This window comes from Mesorhizobium sp. B3-1-7, from assembly GCF_006439385.1.
Classification (GTDB): Bacteria; Pseudomonadota; Alphaproteobacteria; order Rhizobiales; family Rhizobiaceae; genus Mesorhizobium.
This window is the reverse complement of record NZ_VFTL01000008.1, coordinates 154,291-178,617: the sequence shown is the minus strand read 5'-3', so window position 1 is coordinate 178,617 and position 24,327 is coordinate 154,291. Positions and strand designations below refer to the sequence as shown.

The 24,327-nt window shown below is 64.8% G+C and carries 28 protein-coding genes; 20 read left to right on the top strand and 8 right to left on the bottom strand.

All coding sequences use genetic code 11. From position 1 onward, the window contains the following. The first annotated feature begins 9 nt into the window (after nucleotides 1–9). The 8 genes from FJ417_RS09545 to FJ417_RS09510 all read left to right on the top strand — a co-directional run bounded on the left by FJ417_RS09545 (nucleotide 10) and on the right by FJ417_RS09510 (nucleotide 5,307). The gene (locus FJ417_RS09545) at nucleotides 10–303 is read left to right on the top strand and encodes a 4a-hydroxytetrahydrobiopterin dehydratase (RefSeq protein WP_140783166.1); all 294 of its coding nucleotides are present in this window, start codon (nucleotides 10–12) and stop codon (nucleotides 301–303) included. 251 nt (nucleotides 304–554) lie between these two features. Then, nucleotides 555–917, top strand: a complete 363-nt coding sequence (locus tag FJ417_RS09540; protein WP_140647854.1) for a YkvA family protein — start codon at nucleotides 555–557, stop codon at nucleotides 915–917. A 257-nt stretch (nucleotides 918–1,174) separates the two neighbouring features. Next, on the top strand, nucleotides 1,175–1,678 hold the full coding sequence (locus FJ417_RS09535) for an invasion associated locus B family protein (protein WP_140658627.1): 504 nt from the start codon (nucleotides 1,175–1,177) through the stop codon (nucleotides 1,676–1,678). 472 nt (nucleotides 1,679–2,150) lie between these two features. Then, nucleotides 2,151–2,684, top strand: a complete 534-nt coding sequence (locus FJ417_RS09530) for a sigma-70 family RNA polymerase sigma factor (protein WP_140783167.1) — start codon at nucleotides 2,151–2,153, stop codon at nucleotides 2,682–2,684. Beyond that, nucleotides 2,671–3,456 (top strand): hypothetical protein, encoded by a 786-nt coding sequence (locus FJ417_RS09525; protein WP_140647857.1) that lies wholly within the window; start codon nucleotides 2,671–2,673, stop codon nucleotides 3,454–3,456. Before FJ417_RS09530 ends, FJ417_RS09525 begins: the two co-directional genes overlap by 14 nt. Before the next feature lie 96 nt (nucleotides 3,457–3,552). Beyond that, nucleotides 3,553–3,843 (top strand): hypothetical protein, encoded by a 291-nt coding sequence (locus FJ417_RS09520; RefSeq protein WP_140647858.1) that lies wholly within the window; start codon nucleotides 3,553–3,555, stop codon nucleotides 3,841–3,843. A 120-nt stretch (nucleotides 3,844–3,963) separates the two neighbouring features. Beyond that, nucleotides 3,964–4,515 (top strand): hypothetical protein, encoded by a 552-nt coding sequence (locus tag FJ417_RS09515; RefSeq protein WP_140783168.1) that lies wholly within the window; start codon nucleotides 3,964–3,966, stop codon nucleotides 4,513–4,515. 33 nt (nucleotides 4,516–4,548) lie between these two features. Beyond that, on the top strand, nucleotides 4,549–5,307 hold the full coding sequence (locus FJ417_RS09510) for a DUF4336 domain-containing protein (RefSeq protein ID WP_140783169.1): 759 nt from the start codon (nucleotides 4,549–4,551) through the stop codon (nucleotides 5,305–5,307). Nucleotides 5,308–5,328: 21 nt separating this feature from the next. Here the strand turns inward: FJ417_RS09510 and FJ417_RS09505 are convergent, their stop codons facing one another. Next, on the bottom strand, nucleotides 5,329–6,681 hold the full coding sequence (locus FJ417_RS09505; RefSeq protein ID WP_140783170.1) for a chloride channel protein: 1,353 nt from the start codon (nucleotides 6,679–6,681) through the stop codon (nucleotides 5,329–5,331). A 137-nt stretch (nucleotides 6,682–6,818) separates the two neighbouring features. Then, nucleotides 6,819–7,118, bottom strand: a complete 300-nt coding sequence (locus FJ417_RS09500; RefSeq protein ID WP_140647862.1) for a hypothetical protein — start codon at nucleotides 7,116–7,118, stop codon at nucleotides 6,819–6,821. 277 nt (nucleotides 7,119–7,395) lie between these two features. Between FJ417_RS09500 and FJ417_RS09495 the strand changes: the two genes are divergently transcribed. From FJ417_RS09495 to FJ417_RS09485, 3 genes are all read left to right on the top strand, one after another. Then, nucleotides 7,396–8,880 carry a DHA2 family efflux MFS transporter permease subunit gene (locus FJ417_RS09495; protein ID WP_246687423.1) on the top strand — a complete coding sequence of 495 codons (1,485 nt, stop codon included), beginning with the start codon at nucleotides 7,396–7,398 and terminating at the stop codon, nucleotides 8,878–8,880. Between the two features lie 103 nt (nucleotides 8,881–8,983). Then, nucleotides 8,984–10,216: a 23S rRNA (adenine(2503)-C(2))-methyltransferase RlmN gene (gene rlmN / locus FJ417_RS09490; RefSeq protein ID WP_140783171.1), complete on the top strand. Its 1,233-nt coding sequence runs from the start codon at nucleotides 8,984–8,986 to the stop codon at nucleotides 10,214–10,216. Further along, entirely contained in the window at nucleotides 10,213–10,680 is a 468-nt protein-coding gene (locus FJ417_RS09485; protein ID WP_140783172.1) for a hypothetical protein, read from the top strand. The genes rlmN and FJ417_RS09485 overlap by 4 nt, the downstream gene beginning before the upstream one ends. A 3-nt stretch (nucleotides 10,681–10,683) precedes the next feature. Here FJ417_RS09485 and FJ417_RS09480 read toward each other — a convergent pair whose 3' ends face one another. Further along, nucleotides 10,684–11,325 (bottom strand): LysE family translocator, encoded by a 642-nt coding sequence (locus tag FJ417_RS09480; RefSeq protein WP_140783173.1) that lies wholly within the window; start codon nucleotides 11,323–11,325, stop codon nucleotides 10,684–10,686. Nucleotides 11,326–11,508: 183 nt separating this feature from the next. On the opposite strand from FJ417_RS09480, the gene FJ417_RS09475 reads away from it, so the two are divergent. Beyond that, the gene (locus tag FJ417_RS09475; protein ID WP_140647867.1) at nucleotides 11,509–12,729 is read left to right on the top strand and encodes an argininosuccinate synthase; all 1,221 of its coding nucleotides are present in this window, start codon (nucleotides 11,509–11,511) and stop codon (nucleotides 12,727–12,729) included. A 271-nt stretch (nucleotides 12,730–13,000) separates the two neighbouring features. Here FJ417_RS09475 and FJ417_RS09465 read toward each other — a convergent pair whose 3' ends face one another. Continuing rightward, complete coding sequence (locus tag FJ417_RS09465; protein WP_140647868.1) at nucleotides 13,001–13,804, bottom strand: lytic transglycosylase domain-containing protein; 804 nt, start codon at nucleotides 13,802–13,804, stop codon at nucleotides 13,001–13,003. Nucleotides 13,805–13,959: 155 nt separating this feature from the next. Here FJ417_RS09465 and FJ417_RS09460 point away from each other — a divergent pair, with 155 nt between their 5' ends. From FJ417_RS09460 to rpsP, 7 genes are all read left to right on the top strand, one after another. Further along, nucleotides 13,960–15,207 (top strand): NAD(P)/FAD-dependent oxidoreductase, encoded by a 1,248-nt coding sequence (locus tag FJ417_RS09460; protein WP_140707260.1) that lies wholly within the window; start codon nucleotides 13,960–13,962, stop codon nucleotides 15,205–15,207. Between the two features lie 69 nt (nucleotides 15,208–15,276). Continuing rightward, nucleotides 15,277–16,356 carry a putative zinc-binding metallopeptidase gene (locus FJ417_RS09455; RefSeq protein ID WP_140783174.1) on the top strand — a complete coding sequence of 360 codons (1,080 nt, stop codon included), beginning with the start codon at nucleotides 15,277–15,279 and terminating at the stop codon, nucleotides 16,354–16,356. An 86-nt stretch (nucleotides 16,357–16,442) separates the two neighbouring features. Continuing rightward, the gene (locus FJ417_RS09450; protein ID WP_140647871.1) at nucleotides 16,443–17,048 is read left to right on the top strand and encodes a DUF1236 domain-containing protein; all 606 of its coding nucleotides are present in this window, start codon (nucleotides 16,443–16,445) and stop codon (nucleotides 17,046–17,048) included. Nucleotides 17,049–17,195: 147 nt separating this feature from the next. Further along, nucleotides 17,196–18,146, top strand: coding sequence for a type II CAAX endopeptidase family protein (locus FJ417_RS09445; RefSeq protein WP_140783175.1), 951 nt, complete (start codon nucleotides 17,196–17,198; stop codon nucleotides 18,144–18,146). A gap of 341 nt (nucleotides 18,147–18,487) precedes the next feature. Next, on the top strand, nucleotides 18,488–20,068 hold the full coding sequence (gene ffh, locus FJ417_RS09440) for a signal recognition particle protein (protein WP_140783176.1): 1,581 nt from the start codon (nucleotides 18,488–18,490) through the stop codon (nucleotides 20,066–20,068). A 7-nt stretch (nucleotides 20,069–20,075) separates the two neighbouring features. Next, a complete protein-coding gene (locus FJ417_RS09435; protein WP_140783177.1) occupies nucleotides 20,076–20,402 on the top strand; it encodes a chorismate mutase in 327 nt (108 codons plus the stop codon). A 46-nt stretch (nucleotides 20,403–20,448) separates the two neighbouring features. Then, nucleotides 20,449–20,850, top strand: coding sequence for a 30S ribosomal protein S16 (gene rpsP, locus FJ417_RS09430; RefSeq protein ID WP_140658644.1), 402 nt, complete (start codon nucleotides 20,449–20,451; stop codon nucleotides 20,848–20,850). Nucleotides 20,851–20,923: 73 nt separating this feature from the next. Here rpsP and FJ417_RS09425 read toward each other — a convergent pair whose 3' ends face one another. The 4 genes from FJ417_RS09425 to FJ417_RS09410 all read right to left on the bottom strand — a co-directional run bounded on the left by FJ417_RS09425 (nucleotide 20,924) and on the right by FJ417_RS09410 (nucleotide 23,481). Next, nucleotides 20,924–21,187 carry a YMGG-like glycine zipper-containing protein gene (locus FJ417_RS09425; protein WP_095770014.1) on the bottom strand — a complete coding sequence of 88 codons (264 nt, stop codon included), beginning with the start codon at nucleotides 21,185–21,187 and terminating at the stop codon, nucleotides 20,924–20,926. Nucleotides 21,188–21,334: 147 nt separating this feature from the next. Next, nucleotides 21,335–21,862, bottom strand: a complete 528-nt coding sequence (locus FJ417_RS09420) for an SRPBCC family protein (RefSeq protein WP_140783178.1) — start codon at nucleotides 21,860–21,862, stop codon at nucleotides 21,335–21,337. A gap of 12 nt (nucleotides 21,863–21,874) precedes the next feature. Then, the gene (locus FJ417_RS09415) at nucleotides 21,875–22,285 is read right to left on the bottom strand and encodes a DoxX family protein (protein ID WP_140647876.1); all 411 of its coding nucleotides are present in this window, start codon (nucleotides 22,283–22,285) and stop codon (nucleotides 21,875–21,877) included. Between the two features lie 290 nt (nucleotides 22,286–22,575). Beyond that, on the bottom strand, nucleotides 22,576–23,481 hold the full coding sequence (locus FJ417_RS09410) for a bestrophin family ion channel (protein WP_140783179.1): 906 nt from the start codon (nucleotides 23,479–23,481) through the stop codon (nucleotides 22,576–22,578). A 162-nt stretch (nucleotides 23,482–23,643) separates the two neighbouring features. Between FJ417_RS09410 and FJ417_RS09405 the strand changes: the two genes are divergently transcribed. Continuing rightward, nucleotides 23,644–24,051, top strand: a complete 408-nt coding sequence (locus tag FJ417_RS09405) for an ACT domain-containing protein (RefSeq protein WP_140783180.1) — start codon at nucleotides 23,644–23,646, stop codon at nucleotides 24,049–24,051. Nucleotides 24,052–24,327: the final 276 nt, after the last annotated feature.

The window sequence follows — 24,327 nt, the reverse complement described above, 5'->3', positions numbered from 1 at the left end:
GGACCACACATGAACAGGGAAAAGCTGACCAAGGACGCGATCACCACGGCTCTGGCCGAGCTCGGCGGCTGGTCGCTCGCCGCCGACGGCGCTTCCATCAAACGCAGCTTCGTCTTCAAGAATTTCTCCGAGGCCTTCGCCTTCATGACCCGCGTGGCGCTGGCGGCCGAAAAGATGGACCATCACCCGGACTGGTCGAATGTCTACAAGACCGTCGACGTGACGCTGAACACGCATGACGCCGGCGGCATCACGGCGCTGGATATCGAGTTGGCAAAGCGGATGAACCGATATTTCGGCTGAGTCGAAAAGACTCGCCTTTCTTCGTCATTCCAGGGCGAAGCAAGGAGCGAAGCCCGTGGATGACGATGGGAAGGATGCCTCGGCCAATCGCAGAAACTAGGCGATTGCCAGCCAGGTCACCGCTGGCCAGCAGCCCTTTCCGATTTTCCGGCCAAGCAACCGCCCAAACTCTTGTAGCAGCCCCCCGCTTTCACCACATTTTCCCGCGGTGGGCCGGCGCAACGATGCGACCGGCCGCCAAGGAGCGACTGATGACGCAAGGTACCGGTTTCGATTTCTTCGGCTTCGGCGACAAGCTTGCCGGCGAGGGCGAGGTCCGCGAGAAATTCTGGCGCACCGCGAGGAAGGCGGCGCGGCAGATTCCGTTCATGGACGAGGTGGTCGCCGCCTACTATTGCGCCATGGACAAGGACACGCCGATGCGGGCCAAGGCGATCCTGCTCGGCGCGCTGGGCTATTTCGTCCTGCCGTTCGACTTCATTCCCGATTTCGTCGTCGGCCTCGGCTTCACCGACGACCTTGCCGTGCTGACCGCCGCGATCACCGCCGTCAGCGCCCATATCACGCCTGCCCACAGGCAGGCCGCCAGGGACGCGCTGGCGGACAAGAACTGATCTCGCCTCGCCTCACGCCCGTAAATCAGCGCGTGCGAAAAGACAAACTCTTGCCGTTTTCGTGGCATCCAACTCCGCGCCGGGACGTCGCGCCGGCCTCAATCCACAGTGGCGGCGCGGATGGTGGCGGTTTCCTGGGGTGAGTTCCTTTTCTTCGAGGACAATTCACCGTTTGGTAACCCTGATTAAATCAAAATGAAGCGACGGCAGGACGCCACGCGGCCCGCCTCCGCACCATTTGGAATACGGGAAGAACGATGCGCGGATTGATTGCTATAGTTTCCAGCCTGGTCCTGGTGGCCTCGGCAGTGCCGGTGTTGGCGCAACAGGCGACCAAGATCGGCCAGCACAATGCCTGGGGCACCTACAGCTATCAGTCGGCTGCCGGCAAGGTCTGCTATGTGCTGACCGTGCCCACCGACAAGCAGCCGGCGACGCTCGACCATGGCGACATGTTCTTCTTCGTCAGCCAGCGGCCCGGACAGCAGGTCTCCTACGAGCCGCAGTTCATCGCCGGCTACAACTTCCAGGAAGGCTCGAAGGCCACCGTCACCATCGACAAGAAATCCTTCTCGATGTTCACCCGCGGCAAGTCGGCCTGGGTCGAGAACGCCGCCGAAGAGCCGGTGCTGATCGCAGCCATGAAGACCGGCTCCGACATGAAGGTGCAGGCGAAGTCCGGCCGCGGCAACCCCACCTCCTACGTCTTCTCCCTCAAGGGCATCTCGGCCGCGCTGTCCTCGATCGCCAAGTGCAAATAGGCAAGAGCCACAAACCGCCAAAACGACGAATGAACTGACGCAAGGCCGGGCCATCAGGTCCGGCCTTTTCCCTTCAGCTTGCCTTGTATCCGCGCCGGTTCGTCTCGGCGGGCGGCGTCGGCGAGGCACGGCCGGGAATTCATACCCGCGGCCAATCGCCCGGAAAAATTTCGCGGCCGACGGAATAGTTTCCCGCCGAGCCCGGTAGATAGCGCAAAGAGGGAGAACACGTTTTGACGCGGCCCGTCATTTTCAGGGCCGCGCCGGAAACAGGGAGCGGCGGCAAGCACTGGGGATGAGTGTCTTTCAGGGCTTGCAGTCGGGAGGAGCACGCTCCCAGCCGGCCCAGCGGTTGCCTGTCCCCCTGTCCCTGACCGCTGGGCCGCTTTTCACGCCGGCTTTGGCTGGACAGCGCAGTAAGGTAGGCCCGGCTTGCGCCAACACGGGCATGAGACGGGCGGCATGAGATGGGATGAAAGCGGAGTTCGACGTCATACCGCACCTGGAGGATCTGTGGCGTTACGGCAGGGTGCTCACCGGCAATGATTCCGACGCCGATGACCTTGTACAGGAATCTCTCGCCCGTGCGTTGTCGATGGCCGGCAGCTACGATCCCTCCCGGCCGCTGCTTCCCTGGCTGATCAGGATTGTCCGCAATACCTTCTTCACCGGTGCCAGTCAGGCCGATGCCGACAGGCGGCGCCTTGCGTCCATCGCCGACATGTCGGATGCCGCCTCGCCGCCGCCGCAGGAGCACAGCGCCGAACTTTCCAACGTCGGCAGGGCCCTCGCCCGGATGCCGACCGACCAGGCCGAAATACTGCACCTGGTCGGCGTGCTGGGTTTTACCTATTCCGAGGCGGCCGAACTTCTGGGCGTGCCGACGGGAACCGTGATGTCCCGTCTCAGCCGGGCTCGCGCTGCCTTGAAGCACAACATGGAAAATATGGATGACGGAGCTTCCCGTCATCTGAAGATCATTGGAGGGCGTGATGTGGCCCGATAGTCGCGTTTCCGAGCAGGATATCGGCCGCTTGCTGGATGGCGAGCTGTCGCCGTCGCAGCGATCCGAGCTGCAGGCCCGGCTTGCCCGCGAGCCGGAACTGGCAGCGGAGGTCTTTGCCCACGCGCAACGCATGGAAGCGTTGCGCGATTCCCAACCAAGGCGATTGTTTCCGCCCGGCGCGACCGTCGACAAGGCGAGACAGCTGGAACAGGCGCTTCGCCGCAGGCGGATGTTCGCGATGCTCCGACTTCAGGTCGCCGCCGTCGCGCTAATCGCGATCGGATGGTCGGCCAACTCGCTGACCGTGCCGCTTCGCCAGGGCGGCAAGACGGCGGATGAAACCTTCATCCTGGCCGCGCGGGATGCGCTGCGCGTCGCGCAACTCAATGCCGGTCCCGAAAAGGGCGTCGAGCTCAAACAGGACAAGATCCAGCGGCTGGTTGGCGCCGTCAACGTCAGCATGCCGACGCTGCCCTCGGCATGGGTGGTCAAGGATGTCCAGGTGCAGCCCTGGAACGGACAGCAGAGCCTGGTCGTGACGGCCGATACACCAAGCGTCGGGCGCATCACACTTGTGGCGGCTCCGATGAACGGCGAGGACGCCGTTCCCCCGACGCCTGCCACCGACGGCCGCGTGCCGACGGTTTACTGGCAGTCTGGGGGTACCGCCTATGCGCTGATGGGGTCCGCCGCGCCGGATCGGCTCGAAGTGGAAGCAAAGCAGATCGAGGTCGCCACGCGCCGGAGCGTCGCGCCCAAGACAAGAGGCTGATCGCGGCCGTCGGCTGCCGGACAAGGGAGACAGAATGCACGCGAAGCTGGAATTCACGATCCGCCCATGCCGCATGCCGTCGGATAAGTCCGCGCGATGAAACTCCTGCCGTTCGAAAGGAGATACTATCCGTCCACCTGTCCCGTTTGCGCCGGAGTGGCCCTGGAAGCCGAGGTCATGCTCCGCAAGGTGGAGTTCCAGTGTGCCGCCTGCGGGCCATTCGAGATCACCTCCGCTGCTCGCACCGCGATGAAGGGCCTGTCGCAGGAGCACCGCCGATTGTGGCTGTCGCAAGCGCGGCTGCCGAATTCGACCGTCCCCCTGATTGCCTGCGCGAACGAGATGCTGTCGCAGGTTACCGGCTCCCCAGGTGACCCGGGAAGGTGACCCGGGAAGCGCTGCGCGCGGGCGCTTCCCGACGGCCCGGCATCTCGGCTTGGAGGTTGCGGGGCCGTTTTCGCGCAAGAAGAGATGAGCACGGCTTCATCGACCAGGGACTTATTTGCGATGCGCAGATTGGAAGACTACGAGGAAATCGCACTGATCGGTTATCCTTGCGATGGAGAATACATCGCCGTGATGGCGAATGGCGGGCAGCGGAACTGGCTGCTCGGCGGCGAGCTCTGCGAATGGAACGGCGCCATCCTCGCCGATCAAGCCGCTGCCTTACTCCGATATTATCCGCGGGGGTCGCGCCTCGTCCTCGTTACGATCAAAGGTGACAACCTCGTTGCGATCCGGGACTGCGACACCGCCACGGGCCCGGCAAAGTCGCAGGCGACTGCGAATGCAAAACCGGGCGAAGGGCAAGCCGGTCCGGCCGAGGACGCGCGGCTCGCCGATTTTCGCGCCGCGGCGATGCTGCGCGATTCCGCGTCCATGTCGTTCGACCCGGCCACCGAAATTGCGCTGTCGACGATCGCGGCGCGCATGAAGCTCGGACGCATGGAATTAATCCGTGTCGCGCTTCGCGAGTGGCTGGCGATGCGTGCAGCCATGTGCTTCCCTCCAGACGAAGGCGCGCCATATGGCTCGCAGGCGCCGGACGGTTTCGGCTGACCGCATCGCGCTTCGAGTTACCGCCGAGTAGCCATGCCCCAGGAATCGCCCGCCGACAGGTCCGCTCTCGATCTCTATGAGCCGATCGATGTCCTGAAACCCGTCGCTCCCGATCTGTGGATCGTGGATGGACCACGGATCGGCTTCGGCGTCGGACCGTTTGAATTTCCTTTCACCACCCGCATGACGGTCGTGCGGCTTCGCAGTGGCGACCTGATCCTGCATTCGCCCGTCGCGCTTGCGCCCGCGCTCCGGTCCGCGGTCGAGCTTCTGGGGCCGGTCCGCTTCCTGGTCGCGCCGAACTCCCTTCACTACTGGTGGCTGCCCGACTGGAAGGTCGCCATGCCTAGGGCGGAGGTTTTGGCCGTGCGCGGCCTGCGGGAACGGGCAAAGCGTCCTATCGCCGTGGACCGGCTGCTGGTGGGGCGCGCCTCGCCCTGGCCCGCTGAGATCGACCTTTTGGTCGTGCGCGGCGACGTCCTCACCGAGGCCGTGCTGTTCCATCGCGCATCGCAAACGCTGATCCTCACCGACCTGATAGAGAACTTCGAGCCAGGCCGGATTCATAGCTGGTTTCTGCGATTGCTCGTCAGGCTCGCCGGCGCGATCGATCCGGACGGCAAGGCGCCGATCGACATGCGGCTGAGCTTCTTTCGCCGTCGGCGGGCCTTGCGGGCGGCGATTCACCAAATGCTCGCTTGGCAGCCGGAGCGCGTCATAATCGCGCATGGCCGATGGTATGACAAAGACGGCGCCGCCGAACTCAGGCGCGCGTTCCGTTGGGTTTTGTGACGACGACCCACCTTCGAAGCGCTACGCCTTGACTGCTTCGCTCGTCTCCGCGCGCCGCCGCCGGATCGCCTCGGCGATGAAGACGCGCGACAGCGCGTGATAGAGCGGCTCGTGCGAGATCAGCCGCGCCGTGCCGTAGCCCAGCACCGCCGCGCACATCAGCGCGATCACATTGTCGTGGTTGCCGGTCATTTCGAGGATGATGACGAAGGCCGTCATCGGCGCCTGCACGACGCCGGCGAAATAGCCGGCCATGCCGAGCAGCGCCGCGGTTCCCGTGGCCGCGCCGAAGACCAGGCCGAGCGTGCTGCCCAGCCCGGCGCCCACCGCCAGCGACGGCGCGAAGATGCCGCCCGGTATCCCCGACACCATCGACAGCAGGCCGGCCGCGAATTTCTCGACGAAGAAGACGGCCGGCAGCGGCGTGCCTTCGATCGCGCCGCGCGCCTGCGTGTAGCCGGTGCCGAAGGTCAATCCTCCGGAGGCGATGCCGATCGCGGCCACGGCCAGGCCGCAGACAGCCGCCACGACCAGCGTGCGCGGCAGCGGCTGCAGCGCGTTCCAGCGCCGGACGCGGCGCATGACCTTCAGCGCCGAGAGCGAGAACAGCGCGCCGACACCGCCGCCGATGATGCCGCAAGCCAGCACCAGCGGCCAGTCGGCGGCGAAGGCGACCGTGTCCTTGGCGACGCCGAAATAGGTGTAGTTGCCGATGAGCCCGAGCGAGGCAAGGCCGGCTAGGATAACCGCCGTCAGCACCAGGCCGTTGGTGCGCGATTCATAGGCGCGGCCCATCTCCTCGATGGCGAAGACGATGCCGGCAAGCGGCGTGTTGAAGGCCGCCGCGATGCCGGCGGCCGAACCGGCAAGGATCAGGCCGCGCGCCTGCGCCATGCCGCCCCAGCGCGCCGCCTGCAGCATCAGCGAAGCGCCGACTTGCACCGTCGGGCCTTCGCGGCCGATCGAGGCGCCGCAGGCGAGCCCGACGATGGTGAGCGCGATCTTGCCCGCCGCCAAACGCAGCGACAGGATGTGGCTGCGGTCGTCCTCGTCGCGCAGATGCCGTGCCGCGATCGCCTGCGGAATGCCGCTGCCTTGCGATCCCGGGAAGAAGGAATGCGCCAGCCAGGCGCAAAGGACGAAACCGAGCGGCGTCACGAGCAGCGGCAGATAGAAGCGCCAGCCGCCGTCATTGCCCGTCATGAGATGGAACAGGGTTTGCGCGCGGTCGGCGAGCAATGCGAACAGGACGCTGATCAGGCCGATCGAGATGGCGCCGGCCCAGAAGACCAGGCGCGGCTGCCAGACGCGCCGCGACACCCACATCGCCTGTGAGCGCCGCAGCATACGATTCTTTCGGGATATGCCGGCCATGTCCGCCCTCGTGATGGAATTCAGCCCTAGCACAGGCTGAGGGTCGATCAAGACCGCGCAGGCGTAATCGTGCATGCGCTCAAGATTGTCCCGCCGGCTCCGATGCCGGCGGGAATGTCAGGCGGGCAAGGTGGATCTCACATCGCCATTTTTTCACATTCGGCCTGGGCCTTCTTGGTCGACGTATCGATCATGTAGGCTTTGCCCTTGGCGTCGGTGATCATCATCATGCAATGCTTGATGGGCTTGGCCATCTTCATCATATCGGCGCTCATCTTGGCGTCCGGCATCATGGTGCCCATGTGACCGTCCGGCATGATCGCGGTGACCTGCCCGCCCTTCATCATCGTCATGGCGCCCATCGTGTCCTCGGCGAAGGCCTGCGAGGCGCAAAGACCGGCGAGGCCGGCAACGAGTGCGAACTTGATCGAGTGCATCAGAACAACTCCCATTGTTGAGGGGCGTGGTCGCCCCTTTCAGGTTCGCGGATGCGCTTCGATTGGTTACGCCAACACGAATATGTGATCGATTTTCAGCCGACCATGGTGGGAGCCAGCCCCGTTCCGCCCTGGCACAGGCGGCAGGGCTCAAAATTTGTTGACCCCTGTGCCAGTCGAAATCGCTATCACTTCGCATCGATCGGGACATAAAGCAGTCGGGTGCGGTGGGAAGGCCAGGCCGGCTGGGCCGCACGACATCGACGCCGGCTTGATCGTGGATGGCCCACAGGCGGGCGACCGCTTCCTGCACGACGGAACTGGCGGACAATTGGAACAGCATCTCTTTGCGACCGAGCGCGACCCGCGTCTCAAGCTGATCATCCCGGCAATCGTCGCCATCGCCTTCCTGATGGAGCAGCTCGATTCCACCATCCTCACCACCGCTATCCCGGCCATCGCGCAAAGCCTCGACACCACCCCGGTCCGGCTCAACCTGGCGATCACCACCTACATCCTGACGCTGGCGGTGTTCATTCCGGTCAGCGGCTGGTTCGCCGATCGGTTCGGCGCCCGCAAGATCTTCGCCCTGGCGCTCTTCACCTTCACCCTCGGTTCGGTCCTGTGCGGCGTGGCCGACAGCGTCGGCATGCTCCTGGCAATGCGCGCGCTGCAAGGACTGGGCGGCGCCATGATGACGCCGGTCGGGCGGCTGATCCTGTTGCGCTCCTTTCCGCGCAGCGGGCTCATCACCGCCATGACCTACATGACCTTGCCGGCGATCGTCGGTCCCGTCATCGGTCCGCTGCTCGGCGGCTTGCTGACCACCTATGCGTCCTGGCGCTGGATCTTCTACGTCAACGTGCCGTTCGGCCTCATCGGCATCTTCGCCGCCTTGCGCTTCGTCGACGATTTCCACGGCGAGGAGGCGCAGCCTTTCGACTTCGCCGGCTTCCTCATGGTGGGGGCCGGCGCCGCGCTGCTGCAGTTCGGCCTGGAGAATATCGGCAGGCCGATCATTTCCTCGCTGGCGACCATGCTGGTGCTGGCCGCGTCGGTCCTGCTCCTGCTCGCCTTCGGCCGCTATGCCCGCCGCGTCGCGGCGCCCGCGGTCGATCTCACGCTGTTTCGCTTCCGCTCCTTCTGGGTCGGCACGCTGGCCGGGGGGCTGTGCCGCATCGGCCTCAACGGCGCGCCGTTCCTTTTGCCGCTGATGCTGCAGGTCGGCTTCGGCATGAGCCCGGTCACGTCCGGCTCGCTGACCTTCGTCGGCAGCTTCGGCGCGCTTCTAATGCGGCCGCTGCTGTCGTTCTTCCTGCGGCGCTTCGGCTTCAAGGCCGTGCTGAGCGGCAGCGCGGTGGTCGGCTCTGTTGCCGTGGCGGGCTTTGCCCTGCTCGATGCCGACACCCCGCATTGGCTGATCGGCCTCTATGTCTTTTTCTTCGGCATCGTCCGTTCGGCGCAGTTCATGTCGTCCAACACGCTGTCCTATGCCGACCTGCCGGCGGAGAAGCTCAGCCGCGCCACCAGCCTGGGCGGCGTCCTGCAGCAGCTCAGCGTTTCGCTCGGCGTTTCGATCGCCGCCATGGTGCTCGGCCTCGTCTCCAGCCAGGCGCATGCGCCGACCGCGGATCAGTTCCATTGGGCGTTCCTGCTGACGGCGGTGATCCCGCTGCTTTCCATACCGGGGTTTTTCTTCCTGCATCCGGAAGACGGCCAGCAGGTCAGCGGCCATCGCCGCAAGGCGGAAGCCGACGCCTGAACCTGCGGGGCGCATGACTCCGTCGCCGAGCTGTGCTATGCGCCGCGCTTCCATCTGCTGCCGATGCTGAAATCGGCCGCAAATCGCTTATATTGGCGCCACCATGACCGTTTCGCTTGATCTTACCGCCGAAGGCGCTCGTGACGCCTTGCGCCGCGCAACACCGACCGAGAAGCCGTCGCTGATCGGCCTGACCCGCGCCGAGCTCGGTGAAGCTCTCATCAATGCCGGCATCGTGCCGGAGCGCCAGGCCAAGATGCGCGCCCAGCAGCTCTGGCACTGGATGTATGTGCGCGGCGTTTCCGACTTCGCGCATATGTTCAACATCTCCAAGGACTTGCGCACCGAGCTCGACAAGCATTTCACCGTCGCGCGGCCGGAAATCGTCGAGGAGCAGATCTCTTCCGACGGCACGCGCAAATGGCTGTTCCGCTTTCCGCCGCGCGGCGCCGGCCGTCCCGTCGAGATCGAGACCGTCTACATTCCCGAGGAAGGCCGTGGCACGCTCTGCATTTCCTCGCAGGTCGGCTGCACGCTGACCTGCTCCTTCTGCCACACCGGCACGCAGAAGCTGGTGCGCAACCTCACCGCCGAGGAGATCCTGGCGCAGCTGCTCACCGCGCGCGACCGTCTCGGCGACTTCCCCGATCGCGACACGCCGGACGGCGCCATCGTGCCGGCCGAGGGCCGCAAGGTTTCCAACATCGTCATGATGGGCATGGGCGAGCCGCTCTATAATTTCGAGGCGGTGAAGAAGGCGCTGCTGATCGCGTCCGACGGCGACGGGCTTTCCTTGTCAAAAAGACGCATCACGCTGTCGACCTCCGGCGTGGTGCCGGAAATCTTCCGCACCGGCGAGGAGATCGGCGTCATGCTGGCGATCTCGCTGCACGCCACCAATGACGACCTGCGCGACCTGCTCGTGCCGATCAACAAGAAGTTCCCGCTGAAGGAGCTGATCGCCGCCTGCAAGGCCTATCCCGGCCTCTCCAACGCCAAGCGCATCACCTTCGAATATGTGATGCTGAAGGACGTCAACGATTCCCTCGACGACGCCAAGGCGCTGGTCAAGCTGCTCAGGGGCATCCCGGCGAAGATCAACCTGATCCCGTTCAATCCCTGGCCCGGCACCAACTATCAGTGCTCGGACTGGGAGACGATCGAGAAGTTCGCCGACTACATCAACAATGCCGGCTATGCCTCGCCGATCCGCACCCCGCGCGGCCGCGACATCCTCGCCGCCTGCGGCCAGCTCAAGTCGGAGTCGGAGCGCATGCGCAAGGTCGACCGGCTGGCGCTCGAAGCCATGATGATCGCGGGACACGGCGAGGCGTGAGGCGCATCATCGCCTACCTCATCCGCTTTGCCGCCATCCTGGTCGGCTATGTCGTCGCCTCGCTGGCGGCCAGCGCCTTCCTCAACGTCCTGGTCCTGGCGCATCTGGGCTACACCCCGGCCGATCCGGAGCCGACGGCCACCGCCTCGCTCTATTTCTCGGTGCCTTTCGTGGCGCTGTTCGTCGCCTATTTCGCCTTCATGCCGGCGGCGGTCGTCATTTTGATCGCCGAGGTGCTTGGCCGCCGCGACTGGCTGTTCTACGCGCTCGGCGGCGCCGTCATCGCCATCGTCTTTCTCGGCTTCGTGCACAATGTCGGCGATGCGAATTTCGATGTCACCGAGACCAACGCCAGGCTGGCCGTGATCGGCGCCGGCATGGTCGGCGGCATCTTCTACTGGCTCTCCGCCGGTCGCTGGGCCGGAAGCTGGCGTCGCGCGCCCTTGCTCGACGCGGAGCCGTGAACCCTACTTCGCCTGCGCGGTCAGGATCTTGAGCGCGAAGGCCGAGAACACGCCAGCGAACAGATAGTCGACCACGCGCGTGACGCGCGGGCTTGCCTTCATCGCCGCCGAGAACTTTTCCGCCGCCAGCACCATCGGCACCGTCACCGGGATCGACAGCACGATGAACATCATGCCGAGGAAGAACAGCTTTCCGGACGCGTTCGGATCGTGCGCGGAGACGAATTGCGGCAGGAAGGTCATGAAGAACAGGATGATCTTGGGGTTGAGCAGGTTGACGCCGAGCCCGGCCGCCCAGCTGCGGAACAGGGAGACTTGCGGTCCGGTCCTCTTCTCCGGCGAGAAGGCCGAACCCTTCGTCGCTGCCTGCCAGGCCAGGAACACCAGATAGCCGGCGCCAAAAATCTTCAGGACGAAGAAGGCCATCGGCGAGGCGACGATCAGCGCCGAGATGCCGACCACCACCAGCGTGGTGTGGATCAGCGTGCCGGTGAGCGCACCCGCCATCGAGGCAAAGCCGGTGGCGCGGCCCTGGCTCAGCGTGCGCGAGACGAACAGCGTCATGTCCGGCCCCGGCGTGATCGCCAGGATGACGGTGGCGATGGCGAACTGGATGAGCGTCGAAGTGTCGGGAATAAAGGACATGCGCGCGGCCCTGGGAGAGATCGCGCAGCCTATAACGCGACCATTTTTGCTCCGCCAGCGTCTGCCCGGGCAAACATCTGGCCCAGCCTGTGCTGGAGCCAGGCCTCTGTTCGTCTCTTGCGCCGCCCGGAAAGGCCGTGATACCTCGCCCCGCGAAGCTCTTTTCCCGCGGAACCGCCAAAAATGTCCAAGATCAAGAACGTCAAGAAAGTCGTGCTCGCCTATTCCGGCGGCCTCGACACCTCCATCATCCTGAAATGGCTGCAGACCGAGCTCGGCGCCGAAGTCGTCACCTTCACCGCCGATCTCGGCCAGGGCGGCGAGCTGGAGCCGGCCCGTAAGAAGGCCGAGATGATGGGCATCAAGGACATCCGCATCGTCGATGTGCGCGAGGAATTCGTCGCCGACTTCGTCTTCCCGATGTTCCGCGCCAACACCGTCTATGAAGGCACCTACCTGCTCGGCACGTCGATCGCCCGGCCGCTGATCTCCAAGCACTTGGTCGAGATCGCGAAAGAGACCGGCGCCGACGCGATCGCCCATGGCGCCACCGGCAAGGGCAACGACCAGGTCCGCTTCGAATTGTCCGCCTATGCGCTCAACCCCGACATCAAGGTCATCGCGCCCTGGCGCGACTGGACGTTCAAGTCGCGCACCGATCTGATCAACTTCGCCGAGCAGCACCAGATCCCGGTCGCGAAGGACAAGCGCGGCGAAGCGCCCTTCTCGGTCGACGCCAACCTTTTGCACTCCTCTTCCGAGGGCAAGGTGCTGGAGGATCCGTGGAGCGAGCCGCCGGAATTCGTGCATCAGCGCACCGTTTCGCCAATGGACGCGCCCGATGCCGTCACCGAGATCGAGATCGAATTCCTCAAGGGCGACCCGGTCGCGCTCAACGGCAAGAAACTGTCGCCGGCCACCATGCTGGCGGCGCTCAACGACCTCGGCCGCGACAACGGCATCGGCCGCCTCGATCTGGTCGAGAACCGCTTTGTCGGCATGAAGTCGCGCGGCGTCTACGAGACGCCCGGCGGCACCATCCTGATCGCCGCCCATCGCGCCATCGAATCGATCACGCTCGACCGCGGCGCCGCCCACCTCAAGGACGAGTTCATGCCGCGCTACGCCGAGCTCATCTATAACGGCTTCTGGTTTTCGCCCGAGCGCCTCATGCTGCAGGCGATGATCGACAAGAGCCAGGAAGACGTCGAAGGCACGGTGCGGCTGAAGCTCTACAAGGGCAATGTCATGGTCACCGGCCGCAAGTCGAAGAAGACGCTTTATTCCGATGCGCTGGTCACCTTCGAGGACGACCGCGGCGCCTACGACCAGAAGGACGCCGAGGGATTCATTCGCCTTAATGGCCTGCGGCTGCGGACGCTGGCGGCAAGGAACCGTCGCTGAAGCTGCTAATCTCCCCCCTTGCGGGGGAGATGCCCGGCAGGGCAGAGGGGGGTGTGAAGGATCGCTGCCTCTCTGATTTGCAGCTGGGCGCCAGCGTGAAAATGGTGAGGATTGCCGGACAGGCTGGAGGGACAGCACCCCCCTCTGTCCTGCCGGACATCTCCCCCGCAAGGGGGGAGATTGGCCATCATCCCGGCTTTCGCCAATCTCCAAGTCCAACAAAAAAGCCCGGCGCATGGCCGGGCTGTTCTGCTCAACAGAGATTCAAAGATCAATCCGCGTCGATCGCCTCGGCGATGCGGGCGATGGCCTGCTGGTAGACGCTGGCCGAATTCCAGCCGGCGATTGCGCCCATATTGGCCTCATAGCTCGCGCCGGCGTGCCAGCCATGGCCCTTGAGGTAGTTGGCGGTGGAAGCCAGCGCCGTGTTGCGGTCGCGCAGGTTGCCGCTGCCGACGCCGTATTTCAGCACGTTTCCGGGCAGGAACTGGGTGTGGCCGATCTCGCCATGCATGGCGCCCACCGAGGCGGCGCTGAGCGCGCCGCGATCGACCAGCTTGAGCGCCGCAATGGCGTGCGGCGTGAAATAGTCCGGGCGGCGGCAGTCATAGGCGAGCGTCAGGATGGCCGACACCGTGTTCTGGTTGCCCATCGAGGCGCCGAAGCCGGTCTCCATGCCCCAGATGGCCAGCAGCACGCCCGGCGGCACGCCATAGGTCCGCTCGATATTGGCGAACATCGCCGCGTTCGCCTTCTTCAGCGCACGGCCTCTCGAGATGATGGCGGAAGCGCCGCGACGTTTCATGAACGCCTCAACGGAGCCGCTGAAAGCCTTGTGGATGGCGCGGTCGGCCGAAATCGTCCTTGTCGCGTAGGTCGCCCCGGCCAGCGCCGAAAGGCCCCTTTGGCCGACGCCGTTGGCCTTGGCCTCGGCGGCAAAGTCCTGCTTCCAGGCGTCGAAGCCGGCGCCGTTCTTGCCGCAGCTGGCCGCGGCCTCGGCGCCTGTCGCCAGCCCAAACATCGCCACCACCGCCGCGGTGGCCACGAAAATCCTTCCCTTGGCAAAAAATGCCATATCCGTCTCCTGGTTGCCTTGAATCACGTCCCGGTTGCGAATTTGCCAGCGAAACGCCTGATTGTCACCGCCCCCGCCGGGGACGTGACACCCGACACTGGCGAAAGAAGGGCAATTTGCCTACGATCAGGCATCAGGTGTGGCGGGCTTGCCTCATGAAAGACGTTGACGTCGTGATCATTGGCGCCGGTTCCGCGGGGCTTGCCGCGGCCAAGACGCTTCGAGCGGCCGGGCTTTCCTTCATTCTTCTCGAGGCGATGGATCGGATCGGCGGCCGCGCCTGGACCAGCGACCGCCATTTCGGTGTGCCCTTCGACATTGGCTGCGCCTGGCTGCACGCGGCAGACCGCAATCCTTATTTTCCGGACGCCCAGGCGGCCGGCTGGACGCTGCATCACCACGACATGAATGTCGACCACCTCTATTACCGCAAGCGCAAGGCGGGCGAGGAGGAAGAGGCCGAGATGAAGGCGGCCGATGCCAAGCTGTTCGAATTGCTCGCCAATCACCAGGTCGAGGAAGGCGACGACGACCGGCTGTCGGCGCTGCTCGCCAAGGGCCAGGCGCCGCGCGCGGCCGCCACCTTCGCCGGCCCGATGGATTTCGGCGCCGACGAGGACGAGATCTCGATCCGTGACTTCCAGGCGGCGGCCGACCTCGACCCCAATTATTTCAGCAAGGAAGGGTTCGGCGCGCTGGTCGCGCGCTTCGGCTTCGATGTGCCGGTCGAGCTGTCGACGCCGGTGCGCAAGATCCTCTGGGATGTACCGGGCGTCGCCTGCGTCACCGACCGCGGCACGGTGCGCGCGAAGGCGGTGATCGTCACCGCCTCGCCGGCCGTGCTCGCCTTCGAGGAGATCGAGTTCTCGCCGGCGCTGCCAGACGCGCATTTCGGCGCCTTCTTCGACCTGCCCATGGGCATGCTGACCAAGCTGCCGGTGGAGATCAAGGGCACGCGGCTCGGCCTTGAACCTTTCGACGACCTTCTGATCGAACGCATGGCCAGGCACGACATCTATTTCCTCTGCTTCCCCTTCGATCTCGACCTGATGGTCGGTTTCGTCGGCGGCGACTTCGCCTGGGAAATGTCGGCCGCCGGCGAGGCGGCCGGGGTCGATTTCGTCGTCGACCGCCTGTGCGGCATCTTCGGCGGCGACGTGAGGAAGCATGTCGGCCGCGCCATGATGACGAACTGGGGCGCGGAGCGCTTTGTGCGCGGCGCCTATGCCGCGGCGCGCCCTGGCCGTTCGGAGGCGCGCGCGACGCTGCTGCAGCCGCTGGCGGAAAAGATCTTCTTCGCCGGCGAGCATGTCGCCGGCCCGCTGATCCAGACCTGCGGCGGCGCCAGGCTTTCGGGCGAAAGCGTGGCCCGGCAGGTCATTGCCCAGCTCGCTACGAAATAGCTTCGGAACGCCGGAGGCCCGGCGGACGTTTCGACGAGGCTTCCACCTCTTCCGCATGTTGAAAACAAGATGAAGCTGTTCGACTGTCCAAACTGCGGCCACCGCCTTTATTTCGAGAACGCCCAGTGTCTGAACTGTTCCAGCCTGGTGCTCTACGACCCGTACGAAGCACGTTTCCTGCTGGCGGGTGCGAGCGGCGTTGCCGCATGCGGCAATGCCGATGAATGCGCCTGCAACTGGCGGGCCGAGGCTGGCCGGACTTTCTGCCGCGCCTGCGCCCTCAACCAGGTCATTCCCGACCTTTCCATCGACGGCAACCGTCGGCGCTGGATCCGGGTCGAAGCAGCGAAGAAGCGGGCCGTCTATTCACTGCTCGCCTTTGGCCTGCCGGTCGTTCCCAAGGCCGACGCCAAGGATGAGATCGGCCTTGCCTTCGACCTCCTCGCCGATCCGATCGGCGCCGGTCCGGGCGGAGAGCGCATCCTGACCGGCCATGACAACGGCCTGATCACGCTCAACGTTGCCGAGGCCGATTCCGTCGAGCGCGAGCGACGACGCGTCGAAATGGGCGAGAATTACCGCACCCTGCTCGGCCATTTCCGCCACGAGCTTGGCCATTATTATTGGGACCGGCTGATCCGTGGCGATCCCGCTCGGCTTTCAGTCTTCCGCGCGCTCTTCGGCGACGAGCAGGCCGATTACGAACAGGCCCTGAAGGCATACTACGCCAATGGCGCGCCGCCGGACTGGCAGCAACGCCACATCTCCGCCTATGCCGCATCCCATCCCTGGGAGGACTGGGCCGAGACCTGGGCGCATCATCTCCACATCGCCGACACGCTGGAAATGGTCCATGCGCTGAATTTTCCGCTGGGCCGGCTGGAGACGGTGGATGCCGACGCCATCCCGCGCGGCGACACTGGTGGCCGTCTGCACCCGGCGCCCGCCGATCCCGACCTGGATCCGGAGCCATTTGAAAGGATCCTGGCCCGCTGGCTGGTATTGTCGGAGGCATCCAACTCGATCAACCGCTGCATGGGTCTGCCGGATCTTTACCCCTTCGTGATTTCCGAGGTGGCGGCGCGCAAACTCGCATTCGTGCACGATCTTTTGACAGGCGCGCCGAAAAAGGCCTGGAACAATTCGTGAGCGGGCGCAAAGCACTTTAGCCGGAACGCATAAGCCTTTGTTTCGTTTCCGATCCCGAGGGAGCGTTGAAAACGGAGAGAAGAACCATGACACGCGTGTTGTTTCCGGCTCTGGCCGGTGCGCTGCTCACAATCTCGGGCGCAGCTTTCGCCGACACTCCCGTACAGGCGGTGACCGACTTGAACGTTCGCGCTGGCCCCGGGCCGCAATATCCGGTTATCGGCGTGCTGGCGGCAGGGCAGTCGGCCACGCTTAACGGCTGCATCGAAGGCAGCAAATGGTGCACGATCGCCGAAGCCGACGGCAAGGGCTGGGTCTATTCCGACTATGTGACGGGCGATTTCGGCGGCAGCCGCGTCGTCGTGACCCGCCGCCCGGCCAATGCCGAGATCGCCGTCGTCGCCCCGCCGACCGACAACATCTACACGACCGATACCTACACCGGCGCCATCGTTTCCAACGACGACGCCATTGAGTCGATCGGCAGGCCGCCGGCCGAGGTCGGCACCTATGTCGCCACGCACCGGGTCGACCCGGTCTATCTCGACGGCGAGGTGGTGACCGGCGCCACACTGCCCGACACGGTCGAGCTGCGCGAGATCCCCGATTACCGGTATCGCTACGTCTATGTGAACAACCAGCCGGCGCTGGTCGACCCTGGCACGCGGCGCATCGTCTATGTGATGCGCTGATCGGGCTTGATCGCTGTCAGATAACGGCCGCCATCGCTGGCGGCCGTTTTTTGATCCTGCGCGCGGCAACTCCGCGTGGACGGTAATTGCGCGGTAACTGCCGATCTCCTAGACCCATGTGGCGAAAGCCTTCGGCAGGGGAGCCGCGTGACGATCGAAAATGCCGCCTTCGAGCGCTATCGCCGCTCGCCGAACGAAAAGACCAATTTGCTGCGCCTGTTCTTCGGGACGGCGATCGTCATCGCCTTCTGGATGGCGATGACGGCTCTGGTGCTGTTTGCCGGCACCTATGTCTACATTGTCTGGCGTCTCCCCGGCCCCTCGACCGGGCGCTACATGCAGGACTTCCTGGCATCGCCCACCGGCATCCTGAGCGCCCTGACCTCCTTTGCCGGCATCTGGATCGGCCTGTGGGTGGCGATGCGCTTCGTCCACGGCGAGCCGCTGTCGGCCCTGTTCGGCGTCAGCCGCCGCGTCGCGGGCGGCGATTTCCTCAAGGGCCTGGCCGCGGTGATGATCACCTCGCTCTTTTCCGAGGTCTTGCTCTATTGGCTGCAGCCCGAGATCGCGCGCGGACCGATCGCCTTTTCGTCCTGGCTGCTCTTCCTGGTGCCGATCGTGCTGCTCGCCTTCCTGCAGACCTCGTCGGAGGAGATGCTGTTTCGCGGCTATCTGCTGCGCGGCCTCGCCTATCGCTTCAGCAGCCCGCTGGTCTGGGCGCTGCTGCCCGGGCTGCTGTTCGCGTCGCTGCACTGGAATTCGGCCTCGACACTTGCCATCAATGCCTGCGTGCTGGTCTCGATCGGCACCTTTGCGCTGCTGCTCACACTCCTGGTCTATGTCACCGGCAATCTGGGCGCCGGTTTCGGCGCCCATCTCGGCAACAATCTGACCGGCTTCCTGCTGATCTCGCACCAGGAGGGCTACAATGGCTTCGCGCTGCTTAATGCCAAGCCCCTCGAAGGCCCCGGCTGGACCAATCTGGACGCCGTTCTCATCGCCGCGATCGGTATCGTCAGCACGCTTTTGACGATGCTGCTGCTTTTGCACCGGCGCTCGCCGCTCAGGGTCGGGACGAGCAAGCAAAGCCTGGGCTGAATCGCCAATAGCGGCGTTTTGGCTCGGATTCCGGCATTGTTTTTTGATGGATGCCGTTGCCGCAAAACCGCTGCGCACTTTTGCGCGACATGCATCAGCCTTGACTCCGCGGCCAATTTCCTGTCTAGAGCTGCTGAATTCCGCGACGAGTTTTCTTTCGCGAAAGCCGCCCAGGACGCCGAAGCCTCTTTGAGGCGGGTGCTGTAAAGAGATCCTGGAGGCCAACATCCGGCAGCGCGATGCGCCCCCGGGTGCTTTTTGGCTTTGCGCTTTTGCTTGGCGACTTGCTGCGAACGCACTACCTCTCGGGCATCCACAGGTGCCAGGGAAAAGGAAGAAGAATGTTTGAATCACTACAGGAGCGTCTTGGCTCCATCCTGAACGGCCTGACTGGCCGCGGCGCGCTGTCCGAGGCGGATGTCTCGGCGGCTTTGCGCGAGGTGCGCCGTGCGCTGCTCGAGGCCGACGTCGCGCTGGAAGTGGTTCGCTCCTTCACCGACAAAGTGCGCGAGAAGGCGGTCGGCGCCGCGGTGCTGAAGTCGATCAAGCCTGGACAGATGGTCGTCAAGATCGTCCATGACGAGCTGGTCGACATGCTCGGCGCCGAGGGCGTCGCCATCGACCTCAACGCGCCGGCGCCCGTCGTCGTCATGATGGTCGGCCTGCAGGGCTCCGGCAAGACGACCACCTCGGCCAAGATCGCCAAGCGCCTGACCGAGCGGCAGAACAAGAAGGTCCTGATGGCCTCGCTCGACACGCGGCGTCCGGCCGCGCAGGAGCAGCTGCGCCAGCTCGGCGAGCAGACCAAAGTGGCGACGCTGCCGATCATCGCCGGCCAGAGCCCGGTCGATATCGCCAAGCGCGCCGTGCAGGCCGCCAGGCTTGGCGGCCATGACGTCGTCATCCTCGACACCGCCGGCCGCACCCATATCGACGAGCCGCTGATGGTCGAGATGGCCGACATCAAGAAGGTGTCGAGCCCGCACGAGATCCTGCTGGTCGCCGACTCGCTGACCGGCCAGGACGCCGTGAACCTTGCCAAGAGCTTCGACGAACGCGTCGGCATCACCGGCCTGGTTCTGACCCGCATGGACGGCGACGGCCGCGGCGGCGCGGCGCTGTCGATGCGCGCCGTGACCGGCAAGCCGATCAAGCTGATCGGCACCGGCGAAAAGATGGACGGGCTGGAGGAATTCCACCCCAAGCGCATCGCCGACCGCATCCTCGGCATGGGCGACATCGTCTCGCTCGTCGAGAAGGCCGCCGAAACCATCGACGCCGAGCAGGCGGCGGCGATGGCCAAGAAGATGCAGTCGGGCAAGTTCGACCTGAACGACTTGGCCCAGCAGCTTCAGCAGATGTCGAAAATGGGCGGCATGGGCGGCATCATGGGCATGATGCCCGGCATGGGCAAGATGAAGGACCAGCTGGCCGCCGCCGGCCTCGACGACAAGATGTTCGGCCGCCAGCTCGCCATCATCTCCTCGATGACCAAGGCCGAGCGCGCCAACCCCGACATGCTCAAACACTCGCGCAAGAAGCGCATCGCCACCGGCTCCGGCACCGACGCGGCCGAGATCAACAAGCTGTTGAAGATGCACCGCGGCATGGCCGACATGATGAAGGCGATGGGCGGCAAGGGCAAAGGCGGCGGCCTCATGCGCGGTATGATGGGCGGCCTCGCCTCGAAAATGGGCCTTGGCGGCATGATGCCGGGCGGCGGCATGCCCGATCTTTCCAGGATGGATCCCAAGCAGCTCGAGGCCCTGCAGAAGCAGGCGCAGGCCGCCGGTCTCGGCAAAGGCATGCCGGGCGGACTTCCCGGTGGCGGCGGACTGCCGGACCTGCCCGGCAGCATGAAGCTTCCGGGTCTTCCGGGCCTCGGCGGCGGCGGGCTGCCCGGCCTCGGGAAAAAGAAGTGAGGGGGCGATGAACGAGGAGAAAGACATGGCCGACGCACGCGCCATCCTGGCTGGCCACCGCGCTTCGATCGACAACATCGACGCCGCCCTCATCCATATGCTGGCCGAGCGCTTCCGCTGCACCAAGGCGGTCGGCGTCCTGAAGGCCGAGCATGGCCTGCCGCCCGCCGACCCGTCGCGCGAGCAACAGCAGATCGCCCGCCTTCGCCAGTTGGCGAAAGATGCGAACCTCGACCCGGATTTCGCGGAGAAGTTCCTGAACTTCGTCGTCCGCGAGGTGATCCGGCATCACGAACAGATCGCCGCTTCCAACGGTGTGACGAAAACGGGTTGAAGAAACCCAGACTTATTCAACGAAATCAGAGCTTTAGGAGAAAACAATGGCACTGAAGATCAGACTGGCCCGTGCGGGCTCGAAGAAGCGTCCTTACTACCACGTCGTTGTCGCCGACGCCCGTTCGCCGCGCGACGGCCGGTTCATCGAGTCGCTCGGCTCGTGGAACCCGCTGCTGCCGAAGGACGGCGAGCGCGTCAAGGTCGACGCCGATCGCGTCAAGCATTGGCTGTCGCATGGCGCCCAGCCGACCGACCGCGTGTTGCGCTTCCTCGACGAGGCCGGCCTTGCCAAGCGCGAGACCCGCTCGAACCCGAACAAGGCCCTGCCCGGCAAGAAGGCGCAAGAACGCGCCGCCCTGTTGAAGAAGGCCCAGGAAGACGCGGCCGCTGCCGCCGCCGCGGCGACCGCCGCGCCGGCCGAGGCTGAAGCCGCCACCGCCGAGTAATCACGGCTTTTTCGTTAACGAGAACGGCGGGCCCATGCCCGCCGTTTTTTATTCGATTGTCCGGTCCGATGCCTCAATAGCCGGACGGGCAGCGCGCCACATAAACGCGTCCGTAGCGGTCGCGGTAGCGGCACTGGCCGGCTTCGCTGGCATGGCCGATCAGCGCGCCGGCCACTGCGCCAACAGCGCCGCCGACCACCGCGCCTTGCACCGGATCGCCTGCCACCGCGGCACCGACCGCCGCACCGCCCAGGCCGCCGATCGCAGCACCCTTTTCTGTTTGCGAGCAGGCGCCAAGGGCCACCGTCAGCACCAGGATGGTAATTGCTTTCTTCATTGCTGTTCCTCTCTCAAGCGCCGTCCTCGCCGCCATGCCCTAAACTCACGAACAGCTGAATTGATCCCGCAGATGATGAAGATTGGCCGGCTACGCGCCGGCCGGATTTACGGCACTGAGCGCCAACGCATTGAAACTTCGCGGTTTTCACCGCTCGGCGAGGCGTCTCAGATTGCTCAGCCCAGCCTCGAAATCCTTGCCGATCAGCGTGTCGAAATTCATGAACAGGCCCATCAGCTTGGCGACGAAGGGCCTCGCGCCGCGCATCGCCCAGGTCACGGTCGTGCCCTCGCCGGACGGCGAAAGCGAGAAATCGACAGTGTTGTTGGCCCTGAACGGCTTTTCGAAATCGAGCTTGAGCGAAACCAGCGAGGACGGCACCGAGTTGACGATTTCCATGCGCCCCTTGCCGGCCTTGGAATTGCCCTCCCAGGCATAGGCCGCGCCCTTGCCGCTTTCGGCGCCGGAGAGCGTGCGCTTCATCTTCGGATCGAGCTTTTCGTAGGGCGACCATTCGGGCCAGCGCCGAAAATCGTCGATCAGCGGGAAGATCGTCTCGGCAGGCGCCTTGATGCTGGCCGAGCGGGTGACGACGAAATCGTTCGGCCGGGTCGCGGCATAGACCAGCACGGCGGCGATGATGAGGGCCAGGATGATGAGGATGGTGGCAAACATCTCTTCTCCTCCCTATCGCGAAAACGGGATCAGCGCGCGCACCCTTGCGTCGCGCAGATAGAGCCCGCCCCACAGGATAATGCCGAGATAGACGCCGAACAGCGTGTGCGAGAACAGCGGGTTGCCAATCCGCACATGCGTCGAAATCGCGCCGCCCATATAGGCGGTGAGCAGGATGGCGCCGAGCACCGACGTGCGTGGCCATGCGTAGAGCGCGGTCGAGACCAGGCCGATGACGCCCAGCATGCGCGCCACATTCGGATCGGCCGGCCAGCCGAGCTGCGCCATCGTTTGCGTGACGATGTCGAGCGGCGGCAGCTTGATGGCGCCGTCGAAGATCATGAACAGGACGATGACGCCGCTGAGCGCGCGCCCGGCCCACAAAGCGCCTTTTGAAGCAGGCGCGGCTTCGGAAATGCTCATGGATATTCCCTCCTGATGGTTTCGAATGCCGGCCATTTGCCGGGTTCGATCCAAGGACGAAGGAACATGCCGCGATCCTACACGCCTTCGTCATACTCGGGCTTGACCCGAGTATCCATGCCGTGACGTCGAACGAAGAATGCAGCGCTCTAGAATGAAGCTCCAGCCAGGCGATCTTAACTTCTGGGTCTGCGCCGCGTCGCTTCGCTCCTTGCTCCGCCCTAGAATGACGAAGAGAACACAGCGCTTTCGACCAATCTCCGAGGGCAGAGCCCTCGTGGATCGACCTCCTAAGAGAAGTAGAACTTGTCGGCCGCGATCATCTTCGGCGGCGTCTCGTCCATCGCCTCGAACACGGAGATCTCGCAGACGCGGCAAAGGCCGTCGAGCGCCAAGTCGTTGGCCTCGATGCCGAACGGGTCCTCGAGCTCCTCCGACAGCGCGTCGAGGCCGAAGAATGTATAGGCGATCAGCGCCGTGAACAGCGGCGTCGCCCAACCCGTGGTCGAGACCAGGCCGATCGGCAAGAGCAGGCAGACGACATAGGCCGTGCGGTGCACCAGCAGCGTATAGGCGAAGGGCAAGGGCGTGCCGGCGATCCGCTCGCAGCCGGCCTGGATGGCGGCGATCGCGGCCAGCCTTTCATCGAGGATGCGGAAGCCGATCGGGTCGAGCGCGCCCGCCTCGCGCCGCGCATTGGCGCGCCGGCCCATGCGGCGGACCATGTCGTCGGCCGGATTGGTGCGGGCGGCGGCCTTGTCGACCTCGTCGCCGATGAAGGCGCGGGCGTCCTTTATGCTGTCGATTTTGCGCAGTTGCCCGCGCAGCAGGTGGCAGAAGGCAAGCGCCTCCATCAGAAGCGCGCGCTGCTCGGCGCGTTCGCCGACCAGGCTGGTGGTGGCGCGCGCCAGGTTGCGTATCTCGAAAACCAGCGCGCCCCAGAGTTTGCGCGCCTCCCACCAGCGGTCATAGGCGGCGTTGTTGCGGAACGACAGATAGATCGAGAGCGTCACGCCGACGAGCCCGAAAGGCGCGATGCTGAAAGCGCTGAGGTCGAGATGGAACTGTCGCGCCAGAAGCAGGATGACCGCCGAATAGAGGGCGAAGCCGAAAATCTGCGGCAGGATGCGCGGCACCACCGAACCACGCATGATGAAGAACAATTGCAGGAATGTCGGGCGCGGTCGGACGATCATCGGGTTAACCTTTGCAAGCCGGCTTGGCTTTGATGTCTTATTGTGCGGTCGATGCCCGCGGCGCGACAGCAAGCGACATCGAGATGTCGTCGGCACGGCCGGACCGTCGGCCCTTGCATGTATTGAGACATGCGACTGCGACTGCCAAGAGGAGGAGCGACGATGACGGGCGAGACCGACCTGCAAAAACTGCTCGCGTCGATGACGCCGCAACTGCTTGCCGACGTCTATGTGTTCGCGACGCTGACGCCGGACACGCCGGTCCCGGCGAGACTCGATCCCATCATGCAATTTCGCGAGCGGGAAGGCCTGACCCTGATCACAACCGAAGACGAGGCGAAATCAGCCGGCCTCGCCGGCACGTTCCGCTGCCGAATGATAACATTGAACGTGCACTCCTCGCTGGAAGCCGTCGGCTTCCTCGCCGCCATCACGAGACGGCTCGCGGCGGCCGGCATGGGCGTCAATCCGGTCTCGGCCTTTTACCACGACCATCTCTTCGTGCCCGCCGACCGGGCCGAGGAAGCGCTGGCCATATTGCAGCGGTTGGCGGCGGAAAGCGGTGGGTGAACTCAGCGCCTGAGCGCGTAGAGATGGTTTCGGCGACGGCTCGGCCAACAAGGAAGGCCTGCCGGATATTTCGCGATGGTGGCGGCATCGGAGCCGATGGCCGGGCGCAGGGTGATTTCGGTCCGGTCACTCATAGGCCGGCGCTGCCCCTCATCCGCCCTTCCTTCTCCCCGTTGAACGGGGAGAAGGAAGGGCGTCCCGGCCGAAGGCCGAGCCCGCGACCGCGGGCCACCGGTCGTCCGGCGCCCCCCGCGGAGGGCCAGCCGCAGCAGCGGC

What these genes read in the sequence shown, in the direction of transcription:
- FJ417_RS09545 (WP_140783166.1), top strand. Translation starts at nt 10, where the DNA reads ATGAACAGGGAAAAGCTGACCAAGGACGCGATCACCACGGCTCTGGCC.
- FJ417_RS09540 (WP_140647854.1), top strand. Translation starts at nt 555, where the DNA reads ATGACGCAAGGTACCGGTTTCGATTTCTTCGGCTTCGGCGACAAGCTT.
- FJ417_RS09535 (WP_140658627.1), top strand. Translation starts at nt 1,175, where the DNA reads ATGCGCGGATTGATTGCTATAGTTTCCAGCCTGGTCCTGGTGGCCTCG.
- FJ417_RS09530 (WP_140783167.1), top strand. Translation starts at nt 2,151, where the DNA reads ATGAAAGCGGAGTTCGACGTCATACCGCACCTGGAGGATCTGTGGCGT.
- FJ417_RS09525 (WP_140647857.1), top strand. Translation starts at nt 2,671, where the DNA reads ATGTGGCCCGATAGTCGCGTTTCCGAGCAGGATATCGGCCGCTTGCTG.
- FJ417_RS09520 (WP_140647858.1), top strand. Translation starts at nt 3,553, where the DNA reads ATGAAACTCCTGCCGTTCGAAAGGAGATACTATCCGTCCACCTGTCCC.
- FJ417_RS09515 (WP_140783168.1), top strand. Translation starts at nt 3,964, where the DNA reads ATGCGCAGATTGGAAGACTACGAGGAAATCGCACTGATCGGTTATCCT.
- FJ417_RS09510 (WP_140783169.1), top strand. Translation starts at nt 4,549, where the DNA reads ATGCCCCAGGAATCGCCCGCCGACAGGTCCGCTCTCGATCTCTATGAG.
- FJ417_RS09505 (WP_140783170.1), bottom strand. Translation starts at nt 6,681, where the DNA reads ATGGCCGGCATATCCCGAAAGAATCGTATGCTGCGGCGCTCACAGGCG.
- FJ417_RS09500 (WP_140647862.1), bottom strand. Translation starts at nt 7,118, where the DNA reads ATGCACTCGATCAAGTTCGCACTCGTTGCCGGCCTCGCCGGTCTTTGC.
- rlmN (WP_140783171.1), top strand. Translation starts at nt 8,984, where the DNA reads ATGACCGTTTCGCTTGATCTTACCGCCGAAGGCGCTCGTGACGCCTTG.
- FJ417_RS09480 (WP_140783173.1), bottom strand. Translation starts at nt 11,325, where the DNA reads ATGTCCTTTATTCCCGACACTTCGACGCTCATCCAGTTCGCCATCGCC.
- FJ417_RS09475 (WP_140647867.1), top strand. Translation starts at nt 11,509, where the DNA reads ATGTCCAAGATCAAGAACGTCAAGAAAGTCGTGCTCGCCTATTCCGGC.
- FJ417_RS09465 (WP_140647868.1), bottom strand. Translation starts at nt 13,804, where the DNA reads ATGGCATTTTTTGCCAAGGGAAGGATTTTCGTGGCCACCGCGGCGGTG.
- FJ417_RS09460 (WP_140707260.1), top strand. Translation starts at nt 13,960, where the DNA reads ATGAAAGACGTTGACGTCGTGATCATTGGCGCCGGTTCCGCGGGGCTT.
- FJ417_RS09455 (WP_140783174.1), top strand. Translation starts at nt 15,277, where the DNA reads ATGAAGCTGTTCGACTGTCCAAACTGCGGCCACCGCCTTTATTTCGAG.
- FJ417_RS09450 (WP_140647871.1), top strand. Translation starts at nt 16,443, where the DNA reads ATGACACGCGTGTTGTTTCCGGCTCTGGCCGGTGCGCTGCTCACAATC.
- ffh (WP_140783176.1), top strand. Translation starts at nt 18,488, where the DNA reads ATGTTTGAATCACTACAGGAGCGTCTTGGCTCCATCCTGAACGGCCTG.
- FJ417_RS09435 (WP_140783177.1), top strand. Translation starts at nt 20,076, where the DNA reads ATGAACGAGGAGAAAGACATGGCCGACGCACGCGCCATCCTGGCTGGC.
- rpsP (WP_140658644.1), top strand. Translation starts at nt 20,449, where the DNA reads ATGGCACTGAAGATCAGACTGGCCCGTGCGGGCTCGAAGAAGCGTCCT.
- FJ417_RS09425 (WP_095770014.1), bottom strand. Translation starts at nt 21,187, where the DNA reads ATGAAGAAAGCAATTACCATCCTGGTGCTGACGGTGGCCCTTGGCGCC.
- FJ417_RS09420 (WP_140783178.1), bottom strand. Translation starts at nt 21,862, where the DNA reads ATGTTTGCCACCATCCTCATCATCCTGGCCCTCATCATCGCCGCCGTG.
- FJ417_RS09415 (WP_140647876.1), bottom strand. Translation starts at nt 22,285, where the DNA reads ATGAGCATTTCCGAAGCCGCGCCTGCTTCAAAAGGCGCTTTGTGGGCC.
- FJ417_RS09410 (WP_140783179.1), bottom strand. Translation starts at nt 23,481, where the DNA reads ATGATCGTCCGACCGCGCCCGACATTCCTGCAATTGTTCTTCATCATG.
- FJ417_RS09405 (WP_140783180.1), top strand. Translation starts at nt 23,644, where the DNA reads ATGACGGGCGAGACCGACCTGCAAAAACTGCTCGCGTCGATGACGCCG.